The sequence below is a fragment of the Streptomyces sp. NPDC002209 genome (assembly GCF_042890265.1).
In the GTDB taxonomy this organism is placed as follows: domain Bacteria; phylum Actinomycetota; class Actinomycetes; order Streptomycetales; family Streptomycetaceae; genus Streptomyces.
In genome coordinates this window covers 54,133-69,828 of record NZ_JBIARX010000027.1, presented here as the reverse complement: position 1 = coordinate 69,828, position 15,696 = coordinate 54,133, and the positions used below count along the sequence as shown (strand labels likewise).

The 15,696-nt window shown below is 74.2% G+C and carries 14 protein-coding genes and 1 rRNA gene; 12 read left to right on the top strand and 3 right to left on the bottom strand.

Features of this window, described 5'->3' with window-relative positions:
• From rrf to ACFYXK_RS31780, 3 genes are all read left to right on the top strand, one after another.
• Positions 1-91 (top strand): 5S ribosomal RNA (rrf, locus tag ACFYXK_RS31790); the annotation flags it as partial.
• A gap of 223 nt (positions 92-314) precedes the next feature.
• Positions 315-1,754 (top strand): hypothetical protein, encoded by a 1,440-nt coding sequence (locus ACFYXK_RS31785; protein WP_389414301.1) that lies wholly within the window; start codon positions 315-317, stop codon positions 1,752-1,754.
• Entirely contained in the window at positions 1,751-2,599 is an 849-nt protein-coding gene (locus ACFYXK_RS31780; RefSeq protein ID WP_389414300.1) for a tetratricopeptide repeat protein, read from the top strand. The genes ACFYXK_RS31785 and ACFYXK_RS31780 overlap by 4 nt, the downstream gene beginning before the upstream one ends.
• A gap of 69 nt (positions 2,600-2,668) precedes the next feature.
• Here the strand turns inward: ACFYXK_RS31780 and ACFYXK_RS31775 are convergent, their stop codons facing one another.
• Positions 2,669-3,940 carry a DUF1015 family protein gene (locus tag ACFYXK_RS31775; RefSeq protein WP_389414294.1) on the bottom strand — a complete coding sequence of 424 codons (1,272 nt, stop codon included), beginning with the start codon at positions 3,938-3,940 and terminating at the stop codon, positions 2,669-2,671.
• 109 nt (positions 3,941-4,049) lie between these two features.
• On the opposite strand from ACFYXK_RS31775, the gene ACFYXK_RS31770 reads away from it, so the two are divergent.
• The 4 genes from ACFYXK_RS31770 (at position 4,050) to ACFYXK_RS31755 (ending at position 8,105) form a co-directional block, all read left to right on the top strand.
• Entirely contained in the window at positions 4,050-5,090 is a 1,041-nt protein-coding gene (locus ACFYXK_RS31770) for an HAD hydrolase-like protein (RefSeq protein ID WP_389414293.1), read from the top strand.
• Positions 5,091-5,146: 56 nt separating this feature from the next.
• Positions 5,147-6,193 carry a FecCD family ABC transporter permease gene (locus ACFYXK_RS31765; RefSeq protein ID WP_389414292.1) on the top strand — a complete coding sequence of 349 codons (1,047 nt, stop codon included), beginning with the start codon at positions 5,147-5,149 and terminating at the stop codon, positions 6,191-6,193.
• Between the two features lie 68 nt (positions 6,194-6,261).
• Positions 6,262-7,251 (top strand): FecCD family ABC transporter permease, encoded by a 990-nt coding sequence (locus tag ACFYXK_RS31760; RefSeq protein WP_389414299.1) that lies wholly within the window; start codon positions 6,262-6,264, stop codon positions 7,249-7,251.
• Positions 7,248-8,105 (top strand): ABC transporter ATP-binding protein, encoded by an 858-nt coding sequence (locus ACFYXK_RS31755; protein WP_389414291.1) that lies wholly within the window; start codon positions 7,248-7,250, stop codon positions 8,103-8,105. The genes ACFYXK_RS31760 and ACFYXK_RS31755 overlap by 4 nt, the downstream gene beginning before the upstream one ends.
• 77 nt (positions 8,106-8,182) lie before the next feature.
• Here the strand turns inward: ACFYXK_RS31755 and ACFYXK_RS31750 are convergent, their stop codons facing one another.
• Entirely contained in the window at positions 8,183-8,530 is a 348-nt protein-coding gene (locus ACFYXK_RS31750; protein ID WP_383520747.1) for an SCP2 sterol-binding domain-containing protein, read from the bottom strand.
• Positions 8,531-8,595: 65 nt separating this feature from the next.
• Between ACFYXK_RS31750 and ACFYXK_RS31745 the strand changes: the two genes are divergently transcribed.
• From ACFYXK_RS31745 to ACFYXK_RS31725, 5 genes are all read left to right on the top strand, one after another.
• Positions 8,596-8,925: a hypothetical protein gene (locus ACFYXK_RS31745; protein WP_389414290.1), complete on the top strand. Its 330-nt coding sequence runs from the start codon at positions 8,596-8,598 to the stop codon at positions 8,923-8,925.
• A 7-nt stretch (positions 8,926-8,932) separates the two neighbouring features.
• On the top strand, positions 8,933-9,748 hold the full coding sequence (locus ACFYXK_RS31740; protein WP_030162927.1) for a TlyA family RNA methyltransferase: 816 nt from the start codon (positions 8,933-8,935) through the stop codon (positions 9,746-9,748).
• Positions 9,745-10,686: an NAD kinase gene (locus ACFYXK_RS31735; protein WP_383520743.1), complete on the top strand. Its 942-nt coding sequence runs from the start codon at positions 9,745-9,747 to the stop codon at positions 10,684-10,686. Before ACFYXK_RS31740 ends, ACFYXK_RS31735 begins: the two co-directional genes overlap by 4 nt.
• Positions 10,687-10,782: 96 nt before the next feature.
• Entirely contained in the window at positions 10,783-12,501 is a 1,719-nt protein-coding gene (gene recN / locus ACFYXK_RS31730; RefSeq protein ID WP_389414298.1) for a DNA repair protein RecN, read from the top strand.
• A gap of 383 nt (positions 12,502-12,884) precedes the next feature.
• Positions 12,885-14,006: a glycosyltransferase family 4 protein gene (locus ACFYXK_RS31725; protein ID WP_389414289.1), complete on the top strand. Its 1,122-nt coding sequence runs from the start codon at positions 12,885-12,887 to the stop codon at positions 14,004-14,006.
• A 47-nt stretch (positions 14,007-14,053) separates the two neighbouring features.
• Here the strand turns inward: ACFYXK_RS31725 and ACFYXK_RS31720 are convergent, their stop codons facing one another.
• Positions 14,054-15,679, bottom strand: coding sequence for a PucR family transcriptional regulator (locus ACFYXK_RS31720; RefSeq protein WP_389414288.1), 1,626 nt, complete (start codon positions 15,677-15,679; stop codon positions 14,054-14,056).
• Positions 15,680-15,696: the final 17 nt, after the last annotated feature.

The following is a 15,696-nucleotide window of genomic DNA, read 5'->3' as shown; positions in this document are numbered from 1 at the left end:
GCCCGGTTACATTCCGAACCCGGAAGCTAAGCCTTTCAGCGCCGATGGTACTGCAGGGGGGACCCTGTGGGAGAGTAGGACGCCGCCGAACAATCTTTCAAAGGACCCTTGGTCCAGCGTTCAACGCTGGACCAAGGGTCCTTTTTGTTTTTCACCTTTTTACGCCGAAGCGCGGCCATGGGTTGGTTGCGCGAGAATGACTAGCGGTACCCCGAAGACAGGAGTCACACCCATGTCCAACTCTCCCGACGATCGTCCGGAGCGCGAGCCTCGGCGCAACGACGGCGGTGACAGGGGCGGCTACCGCGGGGGCCGTGACGACCGTGGCGGTGACCGTGGCGGCTTCCGCCGCGACGACCGCGGTGGCCGTCCGACCGGTGGCGGTGCCGGCGCCGGCGGCGGTTTCCGCCGTGACGACCGCGGTGGCCGTCCCTCCGGCGGCGGTGGCGGCGGTTTCCGCCGTGACGACCGCGGTGGCGACCGCCCGTCCTACCCGCGTCGTGATGACGACCGTGGTGGGCGTCCTTCGTACCCGCGTCGCGACGACGACCGTGGTGGATTCCGCGGTGGCCGTGACGACCGTGGCGGCGACCGCCCGTCCTACCCCCGCCGCGATGACCGTGGCGAGCGTCCCTCCGGCGGCGGTGGCGGCGGTTTCCGCCGTGACGACCGCGGTGGCGACCGCCCGTCCTACCCGCGTCGTGATGACGACCGTGGTGGGCGTCCTTCGTACCCGCGTCGCGACGACGACCGTGGTGGATTCCGCGGTGGCCGTGACGACCGTGGCGGCGACCGCCCGTCCTACCCCCGCCGCGATGACCGTGGCGAGCGTCCCTCCGGCGGCGGTGGCGGCGGTTTCCGCCGTGACGACCGCGGTGGCGACCGTCCCACCGGTGGCGGCTTCCGCGGCCGCGAGGACCGTCCCTCCTACCCGCGTCGTGACGACCGCGGTGGCGGCGACCGTCCGAGCTACCCGCGTCGTGACGACCGTGGTGAGCGTCCCTCCGGCGGCGGCTTCCGCCGTGACGACCGGGGCGAGCGTCCCTCGTACCCCCGTCGCGACGACGACCGTGGTGGTTTCCGCGGCGGTCGTGACGACCGCGGTGGCGACCGCCCGTCCTACCCCCGCCGTGACGACCGCGGTGGCGACCGTCCGAGCTACCCGCGTCGTGACGACCGTGGTGAGCGTCCCTCCGGCGGCGGCTTCCGTCGCGACGACCGGGGCGAGCGTCCCTCGTACCCGCGTCGCGACGACGACCGTGGTGGGCGTCCTTCGTACCCGCGCCGTGATGACGACCGTGGTGGTTTCCGCGGTGGCCGTGACGACCGCGGTGGCGACCGCCCGTCCTACCCGCGTCGTGACGACCGTGGTGAGCGTCCCTCCGGCGGCGGCTTCCGTCGCGACGACCGGGGCGAGCGTCCCTCGTACCCGCGTCGCGACGACGACCGTGGTGGGCGTCCTTCGTACCCGCGCCGTGATGACGACCGTGGTGGTTTCCGCGGTGGCCGTGACGACCGTGGCGGCGACCGCCCGTCCTACCCGCGCCGCGACGACCGCGGTGGAGACCGTGGCGGTTTCCGCGGCCGCGATGACCGTGGTGGCGACCGCGGTGGCTACCGTGGCGGCCGTGACGACCGCGGCGGCGACCGCGACTACCGTGCGGACCGCGACCGGGACCCGGTCAAGCGGCTTCCGATCGACGAGGACGTCACCGGTCTCGAGATCGACGCCGATGTCCGCCAGGAGCTCCTGAGCCTGCCCAAGGGTCTGGCCGAGGAGGTCTCCCGGAACCTGGTCATGGTGGCCCGGCTGATCGACGAGGACCCGGAGCAGGCGTACGCGTACTCGCGCATCGCCCTGCGCCTGGCCTCCCGCGTCGCCGCCGTGCGCGAGGCCGCCGGCTTCGCCGCGTACGCCACGCAGAAGTACAGCGAGGCGCTCGCGGAGTTCCGCGCCGCCAAGCGCATGACCGGATCCGTCGAGCTGTGGCCCGTCATGGCCGACTGCGAGCGCGGCCTGGGCCGCCCCGAGCGCGCGCTGGCCATGGCCGGCGAGCCCGAGGTGCAGAAGCTGGACAAGGCCGGCCAGGTCGAGATGCGCCTGGTCGCCGCCGGTGCGCGGCGGGACATGGGGCAGCTCGAAGCCGCCATCGTGACCCTGCAGAGCCCGGAGCTGGCCTCCCACTCCATCCAGCCGTGGACCGCGCGTCTGCGGTACGCCTACGCCGACGCCCTGCTGGCGGCCGGCCGTGAGGACGAGGCGCGCGAGTGGTTCGCCAAGACGGTCGAGGCGGACAAGGACGGCGCGATGGACGCCTCCGACCGGCTCGCCGAGCTGGACGGGGTCGAGTTCGTCGACGCGCTCGTCGGCGATGAGCCGGACGAGATCGACGACGAGGACGACGAGCAGGATGCCGCCGAGGTGGCTGCTGCCGAGCGCGCGTCGGACCAGGCCGAGTACTACGACGAGGACGACGAGGAGTACGAGCCCCTCGAGCGGTCCGAGGCGGACGCCGACGTCGACGTCACCGACGAGATCGTGGTCGTCGAGGACGAGGACCGGGACGACGAGCAGGACCAGGCCCGCGACAAGGGCTGAGCGCTGAACCGGATCGACTGAAAAAGGGCGGTACCCCTCCGGGGGTACCGCCCTTTTTCGCGTCCGGGGTCAGTCCAGGCTGCGCAGCACCAGGCCGGTGGCCGGCTTCGGGCCGAAGGAGGTGGACTTGCGGGGCATCGTGACGCCCTGGCGGGCCAGGTCCCGGACCACGTCCTCCCGTACGGGGTGCAGTAGGACCGCGGTGCCGCCGTGGCGCTCGGCCATGGCGACGGTGGCCGCCGCGTCGTGGATGTACGTGATCTGGTCGGGGGTGTCGGGGATCTGCCACAGGGCGTCGAGGAGCGTCGCGTGCAGGACGGTCGCGTCGAGCCGGCGCCAGGCCTCGGGGCGGTCGCGGCGTACGGTGCGCTCGAGGAGGTCCAGGTCCGGGTCGGTGACCAGGTGGAAGGTCCCGTCGCCGGTCAGCAGGAAGGCGTTGCCCCGCTCCGCGGCGTCGGCGAGGGCCTCCAGGGCGAGCGGCAGCGGGCCCTCGACCGGGCGGACCCGGAAGCGGCCCTCGACGGCGGCCAGGGCGTCCGCGAGCGGGAGGCGGCGCAGCATCCGGTGGATCGCGCGGACCTGGAGCGGGTAGCGGGCCGTGTCGACGAGCAGGACGAGGCCGAAGTCCCATGCGGTGGGGGACTGGTGCTCCTCCTGGAGGCGCAGGTACGTCGCCCAGCGGTGGTGTCCGTCGGCGATGAGGGCCTGACGGTGGCCCAGGTCGGCGGTGACGGCGGCCAGGTCGGCGGGGTCGGTGATGGCCCAGAGCCGGTGCCGGAAGCCGTCCTCGGTGGTGGTGGCCAGCAGGGGCGGGCCCCCGGCGGTCCGCTCGACGACCTCCGCCGCGCCGGCCGCGGGGTCGCCGCCGCGGTAGGTGAGGAGGAGGGGCTCGAGATTGGCCGACGCGGCACGCATCAGGCCGGCCCGGTCGGTGACCACGTCCGGCATGACGTCCTCGTGCGGGAGCACGATGCCCGCGTCGGGCTGCGTGAGGGCGAGGGCGCCGATGAGGCCGCGCTGGAGCAGGCCGCCCTTGCGCTGCTCGTAGACGTAGAGCGCCGGCTCGGGGTCGGCGCTGAGGACGCCCTTGGCGAGCCAGTCGTGCAGGGTGCGCGCGGCCTGTTCGTTGCGCGCGGCGGGGGTGTCGGCCTGCGGAAGGATCAGGCGGACGATGTTGTGCGGGTCGGCGGACTCGAGGTGGTCGACGCCGTCGGGGCGTACGACCACGTCGTACGGCGGTGAGGTGACGGCGGCCAGGCTGCCGACACGCTCCGGGACGTAGCGCAGTCCATGGAAGGGGATCAGGCGCAGCCCGTCGTCCGCGGTACCAGATGTGGTCATTGGTGCATGGTAAGACGCGTCTCGCGATGCGGGATGATCGGGTGAGGAAGACCTCGGCGCAAATGCAACCGAGGTCGATCGAGGACCGAACGGACAGGGAGCCGACAGGATGACGCGGCAGAGCAGGACGAGTCCGGCGGGCAGCGAGCGCAGCCTGCACCAGGCGTACGACACGGCCCTGCTGGACCTGGACGGTGTCGTGTACGCGGGCGGCGAGGCCATCGCGTACGCGGCGCCGTCCCTCGCCGCCGCCCGGGCCGGCGGGATGCACCTCGCGTACGTCACGAACAACGCGCTGCGCACTCCCGACGCGGTTGCCGAGCACCTGGGCGAGCTGGGCATCCCGACCGAGGCCGGCGAGGTGATCACTTCGGCGCAGGCCGTGGCCCGGCTGATCTCGGAGCAGGTGGAGCCGGGGTCGAAGGTGCTGGTGATCGGCGGCGAGGGGCTGCGGGTCGCACTGCGCGAGCGGGGGCTGGTGCCGGTGGAGTCCGCCGACGAGGCGGGCCTCGCGGCGGTCGTCCAGGGGTACGGGGGACCGGATCTGCCGTGGTCGCGGTTCGCGGAGGCCTCGTACGCGATCCACCGCGGGGTGCCGTGGTTCGCGTCGAACACCGATCTGACGATTCCGGGGGCGCGCGGGATCGGGCCCGGGAACGGGGCCGCGGTGGAGGTCGTACGGATCGCCACGGGCGCGCAGCCGCAGGTGGCGGGGAAGCCGCTGCCCCCGATGCACCGGGAGACGGTGCTGCGGACCGGGGCGGAGCGGCCGCTGGTGGTCGGTGACCGGCTGGACACGGACATCGAGGGGGCCTTCAACGGGGAGGTGGACTCGCTGCTGGTGCTGACCGGGGTGACGGACGCGGCGCAGCTGCTGCGGGCCGAGCCGCGGCACCGGCCGACGTACGTGGACCGGGACCTGCGCGGGCTGCTGACGGGTCAGCCGGAGGTCGTGGCGGCCGGGGAGGGTTTCCGCTGCGGGGGGTGGACCGCGGTGGCCGCGGCGGGCGTCCTGGAGCTGCGGGGCGAGGGGGATCCGGACGGTTCCGTCGACGGGTTGCGGGCGCTGTGCGCGGCGGCCTGGACGCAGGCGGGGGACGGCTCGTGCGGTCTGGACGCGGGGAAGGCGCTGGCCCGGATCGGGTTGTGAGGCCCCGGGGGATCCCGAAGACAAGATCGGGAGCAGGGTAGGCTAACCTAACTTCCGTGTTGGTCGAGAGTCCCCCCGAACAGAGCGCGGCGCCGGTCGCCGCCGTCCGCCCGCGCCATGCGGCGCGCGCCGCCGGTCTGCTCGGCGCCCTTGCGGTGCTGGCGTTGATCGCGGTGGCGAGCATCGCCGTGGGCGCCAGGCAGATGCCCCTCGACCAGGTCTGGCACGGCCTGTTCCACTACGCGGGGACGCCCTCCGACGTGGTGGTGCGCGATCTGCGCGTCCCGCGCACCCTCCTCGGGCTGATGGTCGGGCTCGGGCTCGGCCTGTCCGGTGCGGTGATGCAGGCGCTGACCCGCAATCCGCTGGCCGAGCCCGGCATCCTCGGCGTCAACGCGGGCGCCGCGGCCGCCGTGGTCTCGGCGATCACGTTCCTCGGGGCCTCCTCGCTCGGCGAGTTCGTGTGGTGGGCCTTCCTCGGCGCCGCCGTCGTGTCCGTCGTGGTCTACGTGCTCGGCGGCAGCCGCAGCGCGACACCGGTGCGCCTCGCGCTCGCCGGTACGGCGGCCAGCGCGGCCTTGGTCGGCTACATCAACGCCGTGCAGCTGATGGACAGCAAGGCGCTGGACAAGCTCCGCTTCTGGACCGTGGGTTCGCTGGCCTCCGCGAACATGGACACCGTCCGGCAGGTCGCGCCCTTCCTGCTGGTGGGCGCGGTGATCGCGCTGTCGCTGGGCCGGCCGCTCAACGCGATGGCCATGGGCGACGACACCGCGCGGGCCCTCGGCGCCCACCTGACGCGGACCCGGATCGGCGCCATGGTGGCCATCACCCTGCTGTGCGGGGCGGCGACCGCCGCCTGCGGACCGATCGTCTTCATCGGGCTGATGATCCCGCACCTGGTGCGGATCATCACCGGGCCCGACATGCGGTGGGTGCTCGCCTACTCGGCGGTCCTCGCGCCGGTGCTGCTGCTGGGCGCGGACGTCATCGGCAGGGTCGTCACCCGGCCCGCCGAGCTCCAGGTCGGCATCGTCACCGCCCTGATCGGCGGACCCGTCTTCATCCACCTCGTCCGGCGCAAGAGGATGGCCCAGCTGTGAGCGTCGACCTTCGGGCGGACAAGCCCGGATCCCGTGCCCTGCGCGGCCCCGGCGGGCTGTCCCTGCGGATGGAGCCGCGTGCGCTGGCGGTCGGGCTGCTGCTCACCGCGGCCGCGCTGGCGATGGGCGTCGTGCTCATCGGCACCGGCGACTTCGAGATCGCGCCGTGGGACGTCGTGCAGACCCTGCTGGGCAACGGCACCCCGGCGCACGACTTCATCGTCAACGACCTGCGGCTGCCGCGGGTGCTGGTCGCGCTGCTGGTGGGCGCCGCCCTCGGCATGGCCGGCTCGGTCTTCCAGTCCGTCTCCCGCAACCCCCTGGGCTCCCCGGACCTGCTCGGCTTCGGCTACGGCTCCTCGGTCGGCGCGCTCATCGTGATCGTCCTGTTCAAGGGCGGTGCGACCGAGGTGGCGGCGGGCGCGCTGGTGGGCGGGCTGCTCACCGGCGTCCTCGTCTACCTGCTGTCGTACAAGCGGGGCATCCACGGCTACCGGCTGGTGCTGGTCGGCATCGGCGTCTCCGCGATGCTCGTCGCCGTCATCAACTACCTGCTGACCAAGGCCCAGCTCGTCGAGGCCACCCGGGCGATGGTCTGGCTGACCGGCTCGCTCGCGGGCCGGGACTGGAGCCAGGTCTGGCCCCTGCTGGGGACCTGCGCGGTGCTGTTCCCGCTGGTCCTCGGGCAGGGCCGGGCCCTGCGGATGATGGAAATGGGCGACGACGCCGCGTACGCCCTCGGGGTACGGGTCGAGCGCACGCGGATGCTGCTGATGCTCGCGGCCGTCCTGCTGACCACCGCGGCCGCCGCGGCCGCCGGGCCCGTCTCCTTCGTCGCCCTGGCCGCGCCCCAGCTGGCCCGGCGCCTGACCCGCTCGCCGGGTTCGAACCTGCTCACCGGCGCGCTGATGGGCTCCGTCCTGCTGCTCGTGTCCGACTGGGCCTCGCAGCGCGCCTTCGGCGCCGACCAGCTGCCGGTGGGTGTGGTGACCGGGCTGGTCGGCGGTGTCTACCTGCTCTGGCTGCTCGTCACCGAGCGCAGGGCGGGACGTATATGAGCACGGATACGAGCAACTCAAGGAGTACGCAGGTGCAGCGGCTGACCGCGCAGAACGTGACCCTCGGCTACGAGCAGCGGGTCATCGCCGAGAACCTGTCGGTGGAGATCCCCGACCACTCCTTCACGGTGATCGTCGGACCCAACGCGTGCGGCAAGTCCACGCTGCTGCGGGCCCTGTCGCGGATGCTGAAGCCGTCCGCCGGGCAGGTGCTGCTGGACGGGCAGGCCATCGGGTCGATGCCGGCGAAGAAGGTCGCCAAGACGCTGGGCCTGCTGCCGCAGTCCTCGATCGCGCCGGACGGGATCACCGTCGCCGACCTGGTCTCGCGGGGCCGGTACCCGCACCAGGGGCTGCTGCGGCAGTGGTCGCCCGAGGACGAGCGGATCGTCCTCGAGTCGATGGCCTCGACCGGGGTCGCCGAGCTCGCGGACCGGTCGGTGGACGAGCTGTCGGGCGGGCAGCGGCAGCGCGTGTGGATCGCGATGGCGCTGGCGCAGCAGACGCCGCTGCTGCTGCTGGACGAGCCGACCACGTACCTGGACATCCAGCACCAGATCGACGTGCTGGACCTGTGCGCGGAGCTGCACGAGACGCAGGGGCGGACGCTGGTGGCGGTGCTGCACGATCTGAACCACGCGGCCCGGTACGCCACGCACCTGATCGCGATGCGGGGCGGCAAGATCGTCGCCGAGGGTCCGCCGGCCGAGGTGGTCACGGCGGAGCTGGTGGAGGAGGTGTTCGGGCTGCGCTGCCAGATCATCGACGACCCGGAGACGGGGACGCCGCTGGTGATCCCCGCCGCGCGCAAGCCACTGGCCGGGCGCCTGACGGGGTCCGCCGCGGCGGGCTGAGCGCCGGGGGGCGTGTGGCGCCGTTGCCGGGGGCTCTGCCCCCGGACCCTCCCGGGCCGGCGCCGGGGGTGCCCCCGCTACAGCAGGCTCTTGAGGCGGAGCAGGTCGCGGAAGCCGGCCTCCAGGCGGACCCGGCCGGAGGCCCAGGCCTTGGCGAACTTCAGCTCGCCCGCGACCATCGCGACCAGGTCGTCGCCGGTCATCGCCAGCCGGATCTCGGCCTTGGCGGCGGGCGGGCCGGGGGAGACCGCGTCGACCCTGATCCGGCCGCCGTCGAGGCGGCCGGTGAAGGTCTGGTCGAGGTCGGTGATGTGGCAGCTCAGGGAGCGGTCCAGCGCGGCGGCGCCGCGCACGTTGCCGTCGGCCTGTGCGAGGTTGCCCGAGAGTTGGTGGAGTGCGGCTCGGCACTCGTCGATCGTAGCCATCGTGATCTCGACCGTACCGCAGAGCCGTGCGTGGCCGCCCGGGTGCTTCGGGGTAGCGTCGGGGCATGACCGACGACTTGGCCGAAGCGGTGGCTGGCGTACCGGACGCATCGGATGTTCCGGGTGAAACGGGTGCATCTGATGCGCCCGGCGCATCCGGGGAAACGGCGCCCGAGCCTGCGCTCGGGCCCGCCGGGCCCGAACCCCTCGGCCTCGTCCGCACGCCCACCGGCCATGGCGGGGTCGACGCGCACCTGGAGCGGCTGGCCGACGCCGATCACCTCACGGCGGACGGACACGTCGCGGTGTACGAGGATGTGCACAGGGGGTTGCGCGACGCGCTGACCGCGCTGGACGCACCGCCCGTCCCCGGACCGTACGAAAACAGGAGCTGAACCGAACGTGGCAGGAGTGGCACGCCGCCGCCTGGACGCCGAACTGGTACGCCGCAGCATGGCCCGCTCGCGCGAGCACGCCGCCCAGCTGATCGCCGCGGGCCGGGTGACCGTCGGCGGCGCCACCGCGACCAAGGCGGCCACCCAGGTCGAGACCAGCGCGGCCCTGGTGGTCCTCAAGGACGACAGCGACCCCGACTACGTCTCCCGGGGCGGCCACAAGCTGGCCGGCGCACTGGCGGCCTTCCAGCCGCAGGGGCTGGCCGTCGAAGGCCGCCGGGCGCTGGACGCCGGCGCCTCCACCGGCGGGTTCACCGACGTGCTGCTGCGCGCGGGCGTGGCCCACGTCATGGCCGTCGACGTCGGCTACGGGCAGCTCGCCTGGTCGCTGCAGAGCGACGACCGGGTCACCGTCAAGGACCGTACGAACGTCCGAGAGCTGACGGTCGAGCAGCTCGACGGGGTCCCCGTCGACCTCGTCGTCGGCGACCTGTCCTTCATCTCCATCGGCCTGGTGCTGCCGGCGCTGGTGCGCTGCTGTGCCCCGGACGCGGACCTGGTGCTGATGGTCAAGCCGCAGTTCGAGGTCGGCAAGGACCGGCTCGGCAGCGGCGGCGTGGTGCGCAGCCCGGAGCTGCGGGCCGAGGCCGTGCGCGAGGTGGCGGCCCGGGCGGCGAAGCTGGGGCTCGGCGTTCTCGGGGTGACCGCGAGTCCGCTGCCGGGGCCGTCGGGGAACGTCGAGTACTTTCTGTGGCTGCGGGCGGGGGCACCGGCACTCGACCCGGCGGATGTTGACCGTGCAGTGGCGGAGGGGCCGCAGTGACTGATTCAGCGGATACACCGGGTACATCGGAGACGTCTGGTTCGACGGGGCGGACCGTCTTCCTGCTCGCGCACACGGGGCGGCCGGCGGCCATCCGCAGCGCCGAGCTGGTCGTGCAGGGCCTGCTGAAGAGCGGGCTGGGCGTACGGGTCGTGGAGTACGAGGCGAGAGACCTGCCACTGCCGCCCGAGGTGGAGCTGGTCTCCGAATGCACCCCCGCGGTGCTCGAGGGCTGTGAGCTGCTGATCGTGCTGGGCGGCGACGGGACCCTGCTGCGCGGCGCGGAGTTCGCGCGCGGCTCCGGGGTGCCGATGCTGGGCGTGAACCTGGGCCGGGTGGGCTTCCTCGCGGAGGCCGAGCGGGACGACCTGGACAAGGTCGTGGACCGGGTCGTGACGCGCGCGTACGAGGTCGAGGAGCGGATGACGCTCGACGTGCTCGTACGGACGAACGGCGACGTGGTCCACCGGGACTGGGCGCTGAACGAGGCCGCGGTCCAGAAGGTGTCCCCCGAGCGGATGCTCGAGGTGGTCCTGGAGATCGACGGACGCCCGGTGTCCGGCTTCGGCTGTGACGGGATCGTCTGCGCGACGCCGACGGGTTCGACGGCGTACGCCTTCTCCGCGGGCGGGCCGGTGGTCTGGCCGGAGGTGGAGGCGCTGCTGATGGTGCCGATCAGCGCCCACGCGCTGTTCGCGAAGCCGCTGGTGACCTCGCCGGACTCGGTGCTGGCGGTGGAGGTGCAGACCGGGGTCCCGCACGGGGTGCTGTGGTGCGACGGCCGCCGGATGCTGGAGCTGCCGGCCGGGGCCCGGGTGGAGGTCCGGCGGGGGGCGGTGCCGGTGCGGCTCGCCCGGCTGCACCACGCGTCGTTCACGGACCGGCTGGTCGCGAAGTTCGCGCTGCCGGTGTCGGGCTGGCGTGGGGCGCCCCACTAGGAGTCCGCCAATAGCACATGCGTTCGGGAAACTCTCGACGGGTGACGTCACATGGCACCGGCGAAACCTCGGTATCGTCGTCCCGTGCTTGAGGAGATGCGGATACGGTCGCTCGGGGTCATCGACGACGCGGTGGTCGAGCTGTCGCCCGGTTTCACCGCGGTGACCGGCGAGACCGGCGCGGGCAAGACGATGGTCGTCACCAGCCTCGGCCTGCTGCTCGGCGGTCGCGCCGACCCGGCCCTGGTACGGATCGGGGCCAAGGCGGCGGTCGTGGAGGGCCGCATCGTCATGCCCCCCGGCGCGCCTGCCGCCCTGCGCGCGCAGGAGGCCGGGGCCGAGCTCGACGACGGCGCCCTGCTCATCAGCCGGACCGTGTCCGCCGAGGGGCGCTCGCGCGCCCACGTCGGCGGCCGCTCCGTGCCCGTCGGCCTGCTCGGCGAACTCGCGGACGACCTGGTCGCCGTACACGGGCAGACCGACCAGCAGGGGCTGCTGCGGCCGGCCCGGCAGCGCCAGGCCCTCGACCGGTACGCGGGCGACGCCGTCGCCGTCCCGCTGGAGAAGTACGGGGCCGCCTACCGGCGGCTGCGCACGGTGGCCGTCGAACTCGAAGAGATCACCACCCGGGCCCGGGAACGGGCCCAGGAGGCCGACCTGCTGCGCTTCGGCCTGGAGGAGATCGCGGCCGTGGAGCCGCTGGCCGGCGAGGACGCCGAGCTGGCGGCGGAGGCCGAACGGCTCGGCCACGCCGAATCGCTGGCATCGGCGGCGCAGATCGCGCACGCGGCGCTCGCCGGCGACGTCGAGGACCCGGAGGGCGTCGACGCGAACACGCTCGTCGCGGGCGCACACCGGGCCCTGGACGCCGTACGGTCGCACGACCCGGCCCTCGGCGCGCTCGCGGAGCGGATCGGGGAGCTCGGGATCCTGCTGGCCGACGTGGCCGGGGAGCTGGCGGGCTACGCCGACGACCTGGACGCCGATCCGCTGCGGCTGGCCGCCGTGGAGGAGCGGCGGGCGGCGCTGACCCAGCTGACGCGCAAGTACGGCGACTCGATCGACTCCGTACTGGAGTGGGCCGAGCGGGGTTCGGCGCGGCTGCTGGAGCTGGACGGCGACGACGAGCGGATCACCGAGCTGACCGCCGAGCGGGACGGGCTGCGGGCCGAACTGTCGCTGCTGGCGCAGGCGCTGACGGACGCGCGGGTGGAGGCGGCGACGCGGTTCGCGTCGGCCGTCACGGAGGAGCTGGCCTCGCTGGCGATGCCGCACGCGCGGGTGACGATCGACATCCGGCAGGTGGAGGACCCCGAGGGCGTGGAGGTCGACGGCCGCCCCGTCGCGTACGGGCCCTCGGGCACGGACGAGGTCGAACTGCTGCTGGCCCCGCACCCGGGCGCCCAGCCGAGGCCGATCGCCAAGGGAGCCTCCGGCGGTGAGCTGTCGCGCGTGATGCTGGCGGTGGAGGTCGTGTTCGCGGGCTCCGACCCGGTGCCGACGTACCTCTTCGACGAGGTCGACGCGGGCGTCGGCGGCAAGGCGGCCGTCGAGGTCGGGCGGCGCCTCGCGAAGCTGGCCAGGTCGGCGCAGGTCGTGGTCGTCACGCACCTTCCGCAGGTCGCGGCCTTCGCGGACCGGCAGCTGCTGGTCGAGAAGACCAACGACGGGTCGGTGACGCGGAGCGGGGTCAAGGTCCTGGAGGGCGAGGACCGCGTCCGCGAGCTCTCGCGCATGCTGGCGGGGCACGAGGACTCGGTGTCCGCGCGGGCGCACGCCGAGGAACTGCTGGCGGCGGCGCGCGCGGACGCCTAGGTCGTCTCTTTCGGATCTTGCCGGTCAGGCCCGCGTCGTCTGGTGCCGTGCATCGCAAGGCGGAGGGGTGCCCGAGTACTGGACGTACTCGGGCGCCCCGACAACGCGGCGAGGTGCGGTGCCAGGCGGCGCGGGTCAGGCAAGATCCGGAAGAGACGGCCTAGCGGTCGGCGGTGCTGTTGCCGCTGCGGGCCCGGGACGGATGCGTCCCGGGCCCGCGCAGCACGTGCCCCGGGGGTGACGATCGCTACGCCGTGTGGGTGAGCCTCGGGGGTGTGTCGCGGTATCTCCTGCGGGATCCGTACCCGTATGGTCCCGGAACGTGCGTGCGGACTGGCATCCTGGGCGACGTCTCTGCCTCCCTCACCCTGGAGCTTCGGCCCGTGAGCAGCTCCCCGGTCTCGATCCCGGCCCCCGCGCAGCCGTACGGGCGGCCACCGCTCCGCACCGTCCAAGTACTCGGCGGTGCGGGCGCGGGCAGCAGCGCGCACGTGCGGTCGCTCACGACCGGGCTCGCCGCGCGCGGGGTCGGGGTCACGGTGTGCGCGCCCGTGGAGGCGGAGGGGGAGTACGACTTCACCGGCGCCGGGGCGCAGTTCACCCCGGACGCGGTGAGTGCGCTGCGGGCCGTGTGCGCCGGGGCGGACGTGGTGCATGCGCACGGGGTACGGGCCGGGATGCGGGCCGCGCTGGCGCTGCGCGGGCGCCGGGTGCCGCTGGTGGTGACCTGGCACGGCGGCGGACCGGCGGCCGAGGGGACCTTCGGGCGGCTGGGCCGGGTGCTGGAGCGGCACGTGGCGCGGGCGGCGGCGGTGGTGCTGGGCGCCTCCTCGGACCAGGTGGACCTGGCCCGGGCGCGGGGCGCGCGCGATGCGCGGCTGGCGCCGGTGGCCGTGCCGATGGGCGCGGCGGGCCCGGACGCCGGGGCGGATCCGGGCAAGGTGCGGGCGGAACTGGGCGCGGTGGAGCGGCCGTTGCTGATCGCGGTCGGCAGTCTGGTGGAGCGCCGGGGGTACTCCGTACTGCTGGACGCGGCGCGGGCGTGGCGGGTGCTGGAGCCGCTGCCGCTGGTGGTGATCGCCGGGGAGGGACCGCAGCGGGCCGAGCTGGCCCGGCGGATCGAGGCCGAAGGGCTGCCGGTACGGCTGCTGGGGCGGCGCCGGGACGCGGCCCAGCTGCTGGCGTCGGCGGACGTGGCGGTGCTGCCGAGCCGGTGGGAGGCGCGGTCCCTGCTGGCGCAGGAGGCGCTGCGGGTGGGCGTACCGCTGGTCGCCACGGCGGTCGGCGGCGTGCCGGAGCTGGTCGGGGACGCGGGGGTGCTGGTGCCGTACGGGGACGCGGCCGCACTGGCCTCGGCGGTGACGGACCTCCTGTCGGACCCGCCCCGACGCGCGGCACTGGCGGCGGCCGGCCGCGCCCAGGCGGCGACCTGGCCGTCCGAGGACGACACGGTGGCCCAGATCCTGTCGGTCTACGACGAACTGATGGACCGCCGCCGCCCCTGACCCCACCGCGCCGCTCCCCGCCGGGGCCGAGCGGTGCGCGGAGGGCGTCAGGAAGCAGAGGGCGTGTGGCGGCGGGCGCGGAGGGCCAGGCTCAGGGACAGGACCGTCTCCGGGTCGTCCAGGTCGGCGCCCAGGAGCTCCGAGATGCGGGCCAGGCGGTTGTACAGCGTCTGGCGGTTGAGATGGAGCTCGCGGGCCGTCTCCGCCTTGCGGCCCGCGTGGGCCAGGTACGTCTCCAGGGTGGGCAGCAGCGGCGGGCGGGACGTCGCGTCGTGGGTGCGCAGCGCGCCGATCGCGCGGTCCACGAACGCCGCCAGGTCGGGGTGTTCACGCAGTCGCCACAGGAGCAGGTCGATGTCCAGGCGGCGGGCGTCGTACCAGGGGCGGGACGGCAGGCCGTGGGCCGCCGTCGCCGTTTCCGCCGCGTGCCGCAGACCCGAGGAGGCCGCCGCCCAGCCGCCCGCCACGCCCACGACCACCGCCGGCGGGGCCGCCGCGCGGTCCAGGCCGGCCCGTTCCACGCCCGCCCGCAGCGCCGCCGCGACCCGGTCCGCCACCGTCGTGCGCTCCGCTTCGGAGCGGAGGGAGACCAGCAGGGGCACCCGGCCTTCCACCGGGCGGACGCCCAGGAGCACCGGGACGCCCACCGAGGAGAGCTCCTCCAGGACCGCCCTGGCCAGGACCGCCCAATTGCCCGCGGGGCCCAGGCCCGAGGACAGGCGCATGACGACCGGCAGGAGCGGGCCCGAACCCGGCTTGAAGCCCAGGACGCGGGCCTGCGCCGGGGCGTCCTCCGCCGAGATGCGGCCCTCCGCCAGGTCCGTCAGGAAGTCGCCGCGGCCGCGCGCCGCCAGTTCCTCCTCCTGGCGGGCCTGCATCAGGACCACGGCCAGTACGCCCGCCGTCCGCTCGGCCGCCATCCGGTGGACGGGCAGCAGCGGCGCCGAGACGCCGAGCAGCACCACCCGGGCGCGGACCGAGCCCGTGCCGTGGCCGCCGCCGGGGACGTCGACGAGCACCGCGTTGGCCGACGGCCCCGCCTCGCGCTGGCCCCGCAGCCCCTCCCAGACCTGGAGCGGGTCCGCCGCGGCCTCCCCGGCGACCGGGCCCGCCGCGTACAGGAGTTGGCCGTCGGGGGTCTCCAGGAACACCGGGTTCCCCGTGAAGTCGGCCAGGATGTGCAGGACTTGGGGGATGCCGCCGCCGCTGAGCAGGGCCTCCGTACAGCGCCGGTGGACCTCCTCGGCCCGTTGGAGCAGGGCGTAGTGGTGGTTGACGATCTCGGTGTGGATCTCCTCGGTCACCGCCACGAACGGCACCTCGCGGTGCAGCTGGACCAGCGGCAGCCCGGCCGTCCGCGCCGTCTCGACCAGCGTGGCCGGGAGCCGGGTGAAGCGCGGGCCCAGCTCGACCACCAGCGCGGCGATCCCCCGGTCCGCGAGGCGCCGTACGAACGCACGCTGTTCGGCGGGCCGGGTGCCGAGGCCCAGCCCCGTGGTCAGCAGCAGCTCCCCGCCCTTGAGCAGGGACGCGATGTTCGGCACCTCGCCCGCGTGCACCCAGCGCACGGTCCGGCCGAGGCGGTCGGCGCAGGCCATCACCTCCGGCAGTCCGCTGCGCAGTCCGGGCAGCTCCAGTGCCCGCTGAACGGTGATCCCGCCCTGGTTGTCCATGTCGCGGGACGCTATCA

Bases quoted from the DNA above. Each gene is read 5' to 3' on its own strand.
- ACFYXK_RS31775 (WP_389414294.1), bottom strand. From the start codon at position 3,940: ATGACCACATCTGGTACCGCGGACGACGGGCTGCGCCTGATCCCCTTC.
- ACFYXK_RS31770 (WP_389414293.1), top strand. From the start codon at position 4,050: ATGACGCGGCAGAGCAGGACGAGTCCGGCGGGCAGCGAGCGCAGCCTG.
- ACFYXK_RS31760 (WP_389414299.1), top strand. From the start codon at position 6,262: ATGGAGCCGCGTGCGCTGGCGGTCGGGCTGCTGCTCACCGCGGCCGCG.
- ACFYXK_RS31755 (WP_389414291.1), top strand. From the start codon at position 7,248: ATGAGCACGGATACGAGCAACTCAAGGAGTACGCAGGTGCAGCGGCTG.
- ACFYXK_RS31750 (WP_383520747.1), bottom strand. From the start codon at position 8,530: ATGGCTACGATCGACGAGTGCCGAGCCGCACTCCACCAACTCTCGGGC.
- ACFYXK_RS31745 (WP_389414290.1), top strand. From the start codon at position 8,596: ATGACCGACGACTTGGCCGAAGCGGTGGCTGGCGTACCGGACGCATCG.
- recN (WP_389414298.1), top strand. From the start codon at position 10,783: ATGCGGATACGGTCGCTCGGGGTCATCGACGACGCGGTGGTCGAGCTG.
- ACFYXK_RS31720 (WP_389414288.1), bottom strand. From the start codon at position 15,679: ATGGACAACCAGGGCGGGATCACCGTTCAGCGGGCACTGGAGCTGCCC.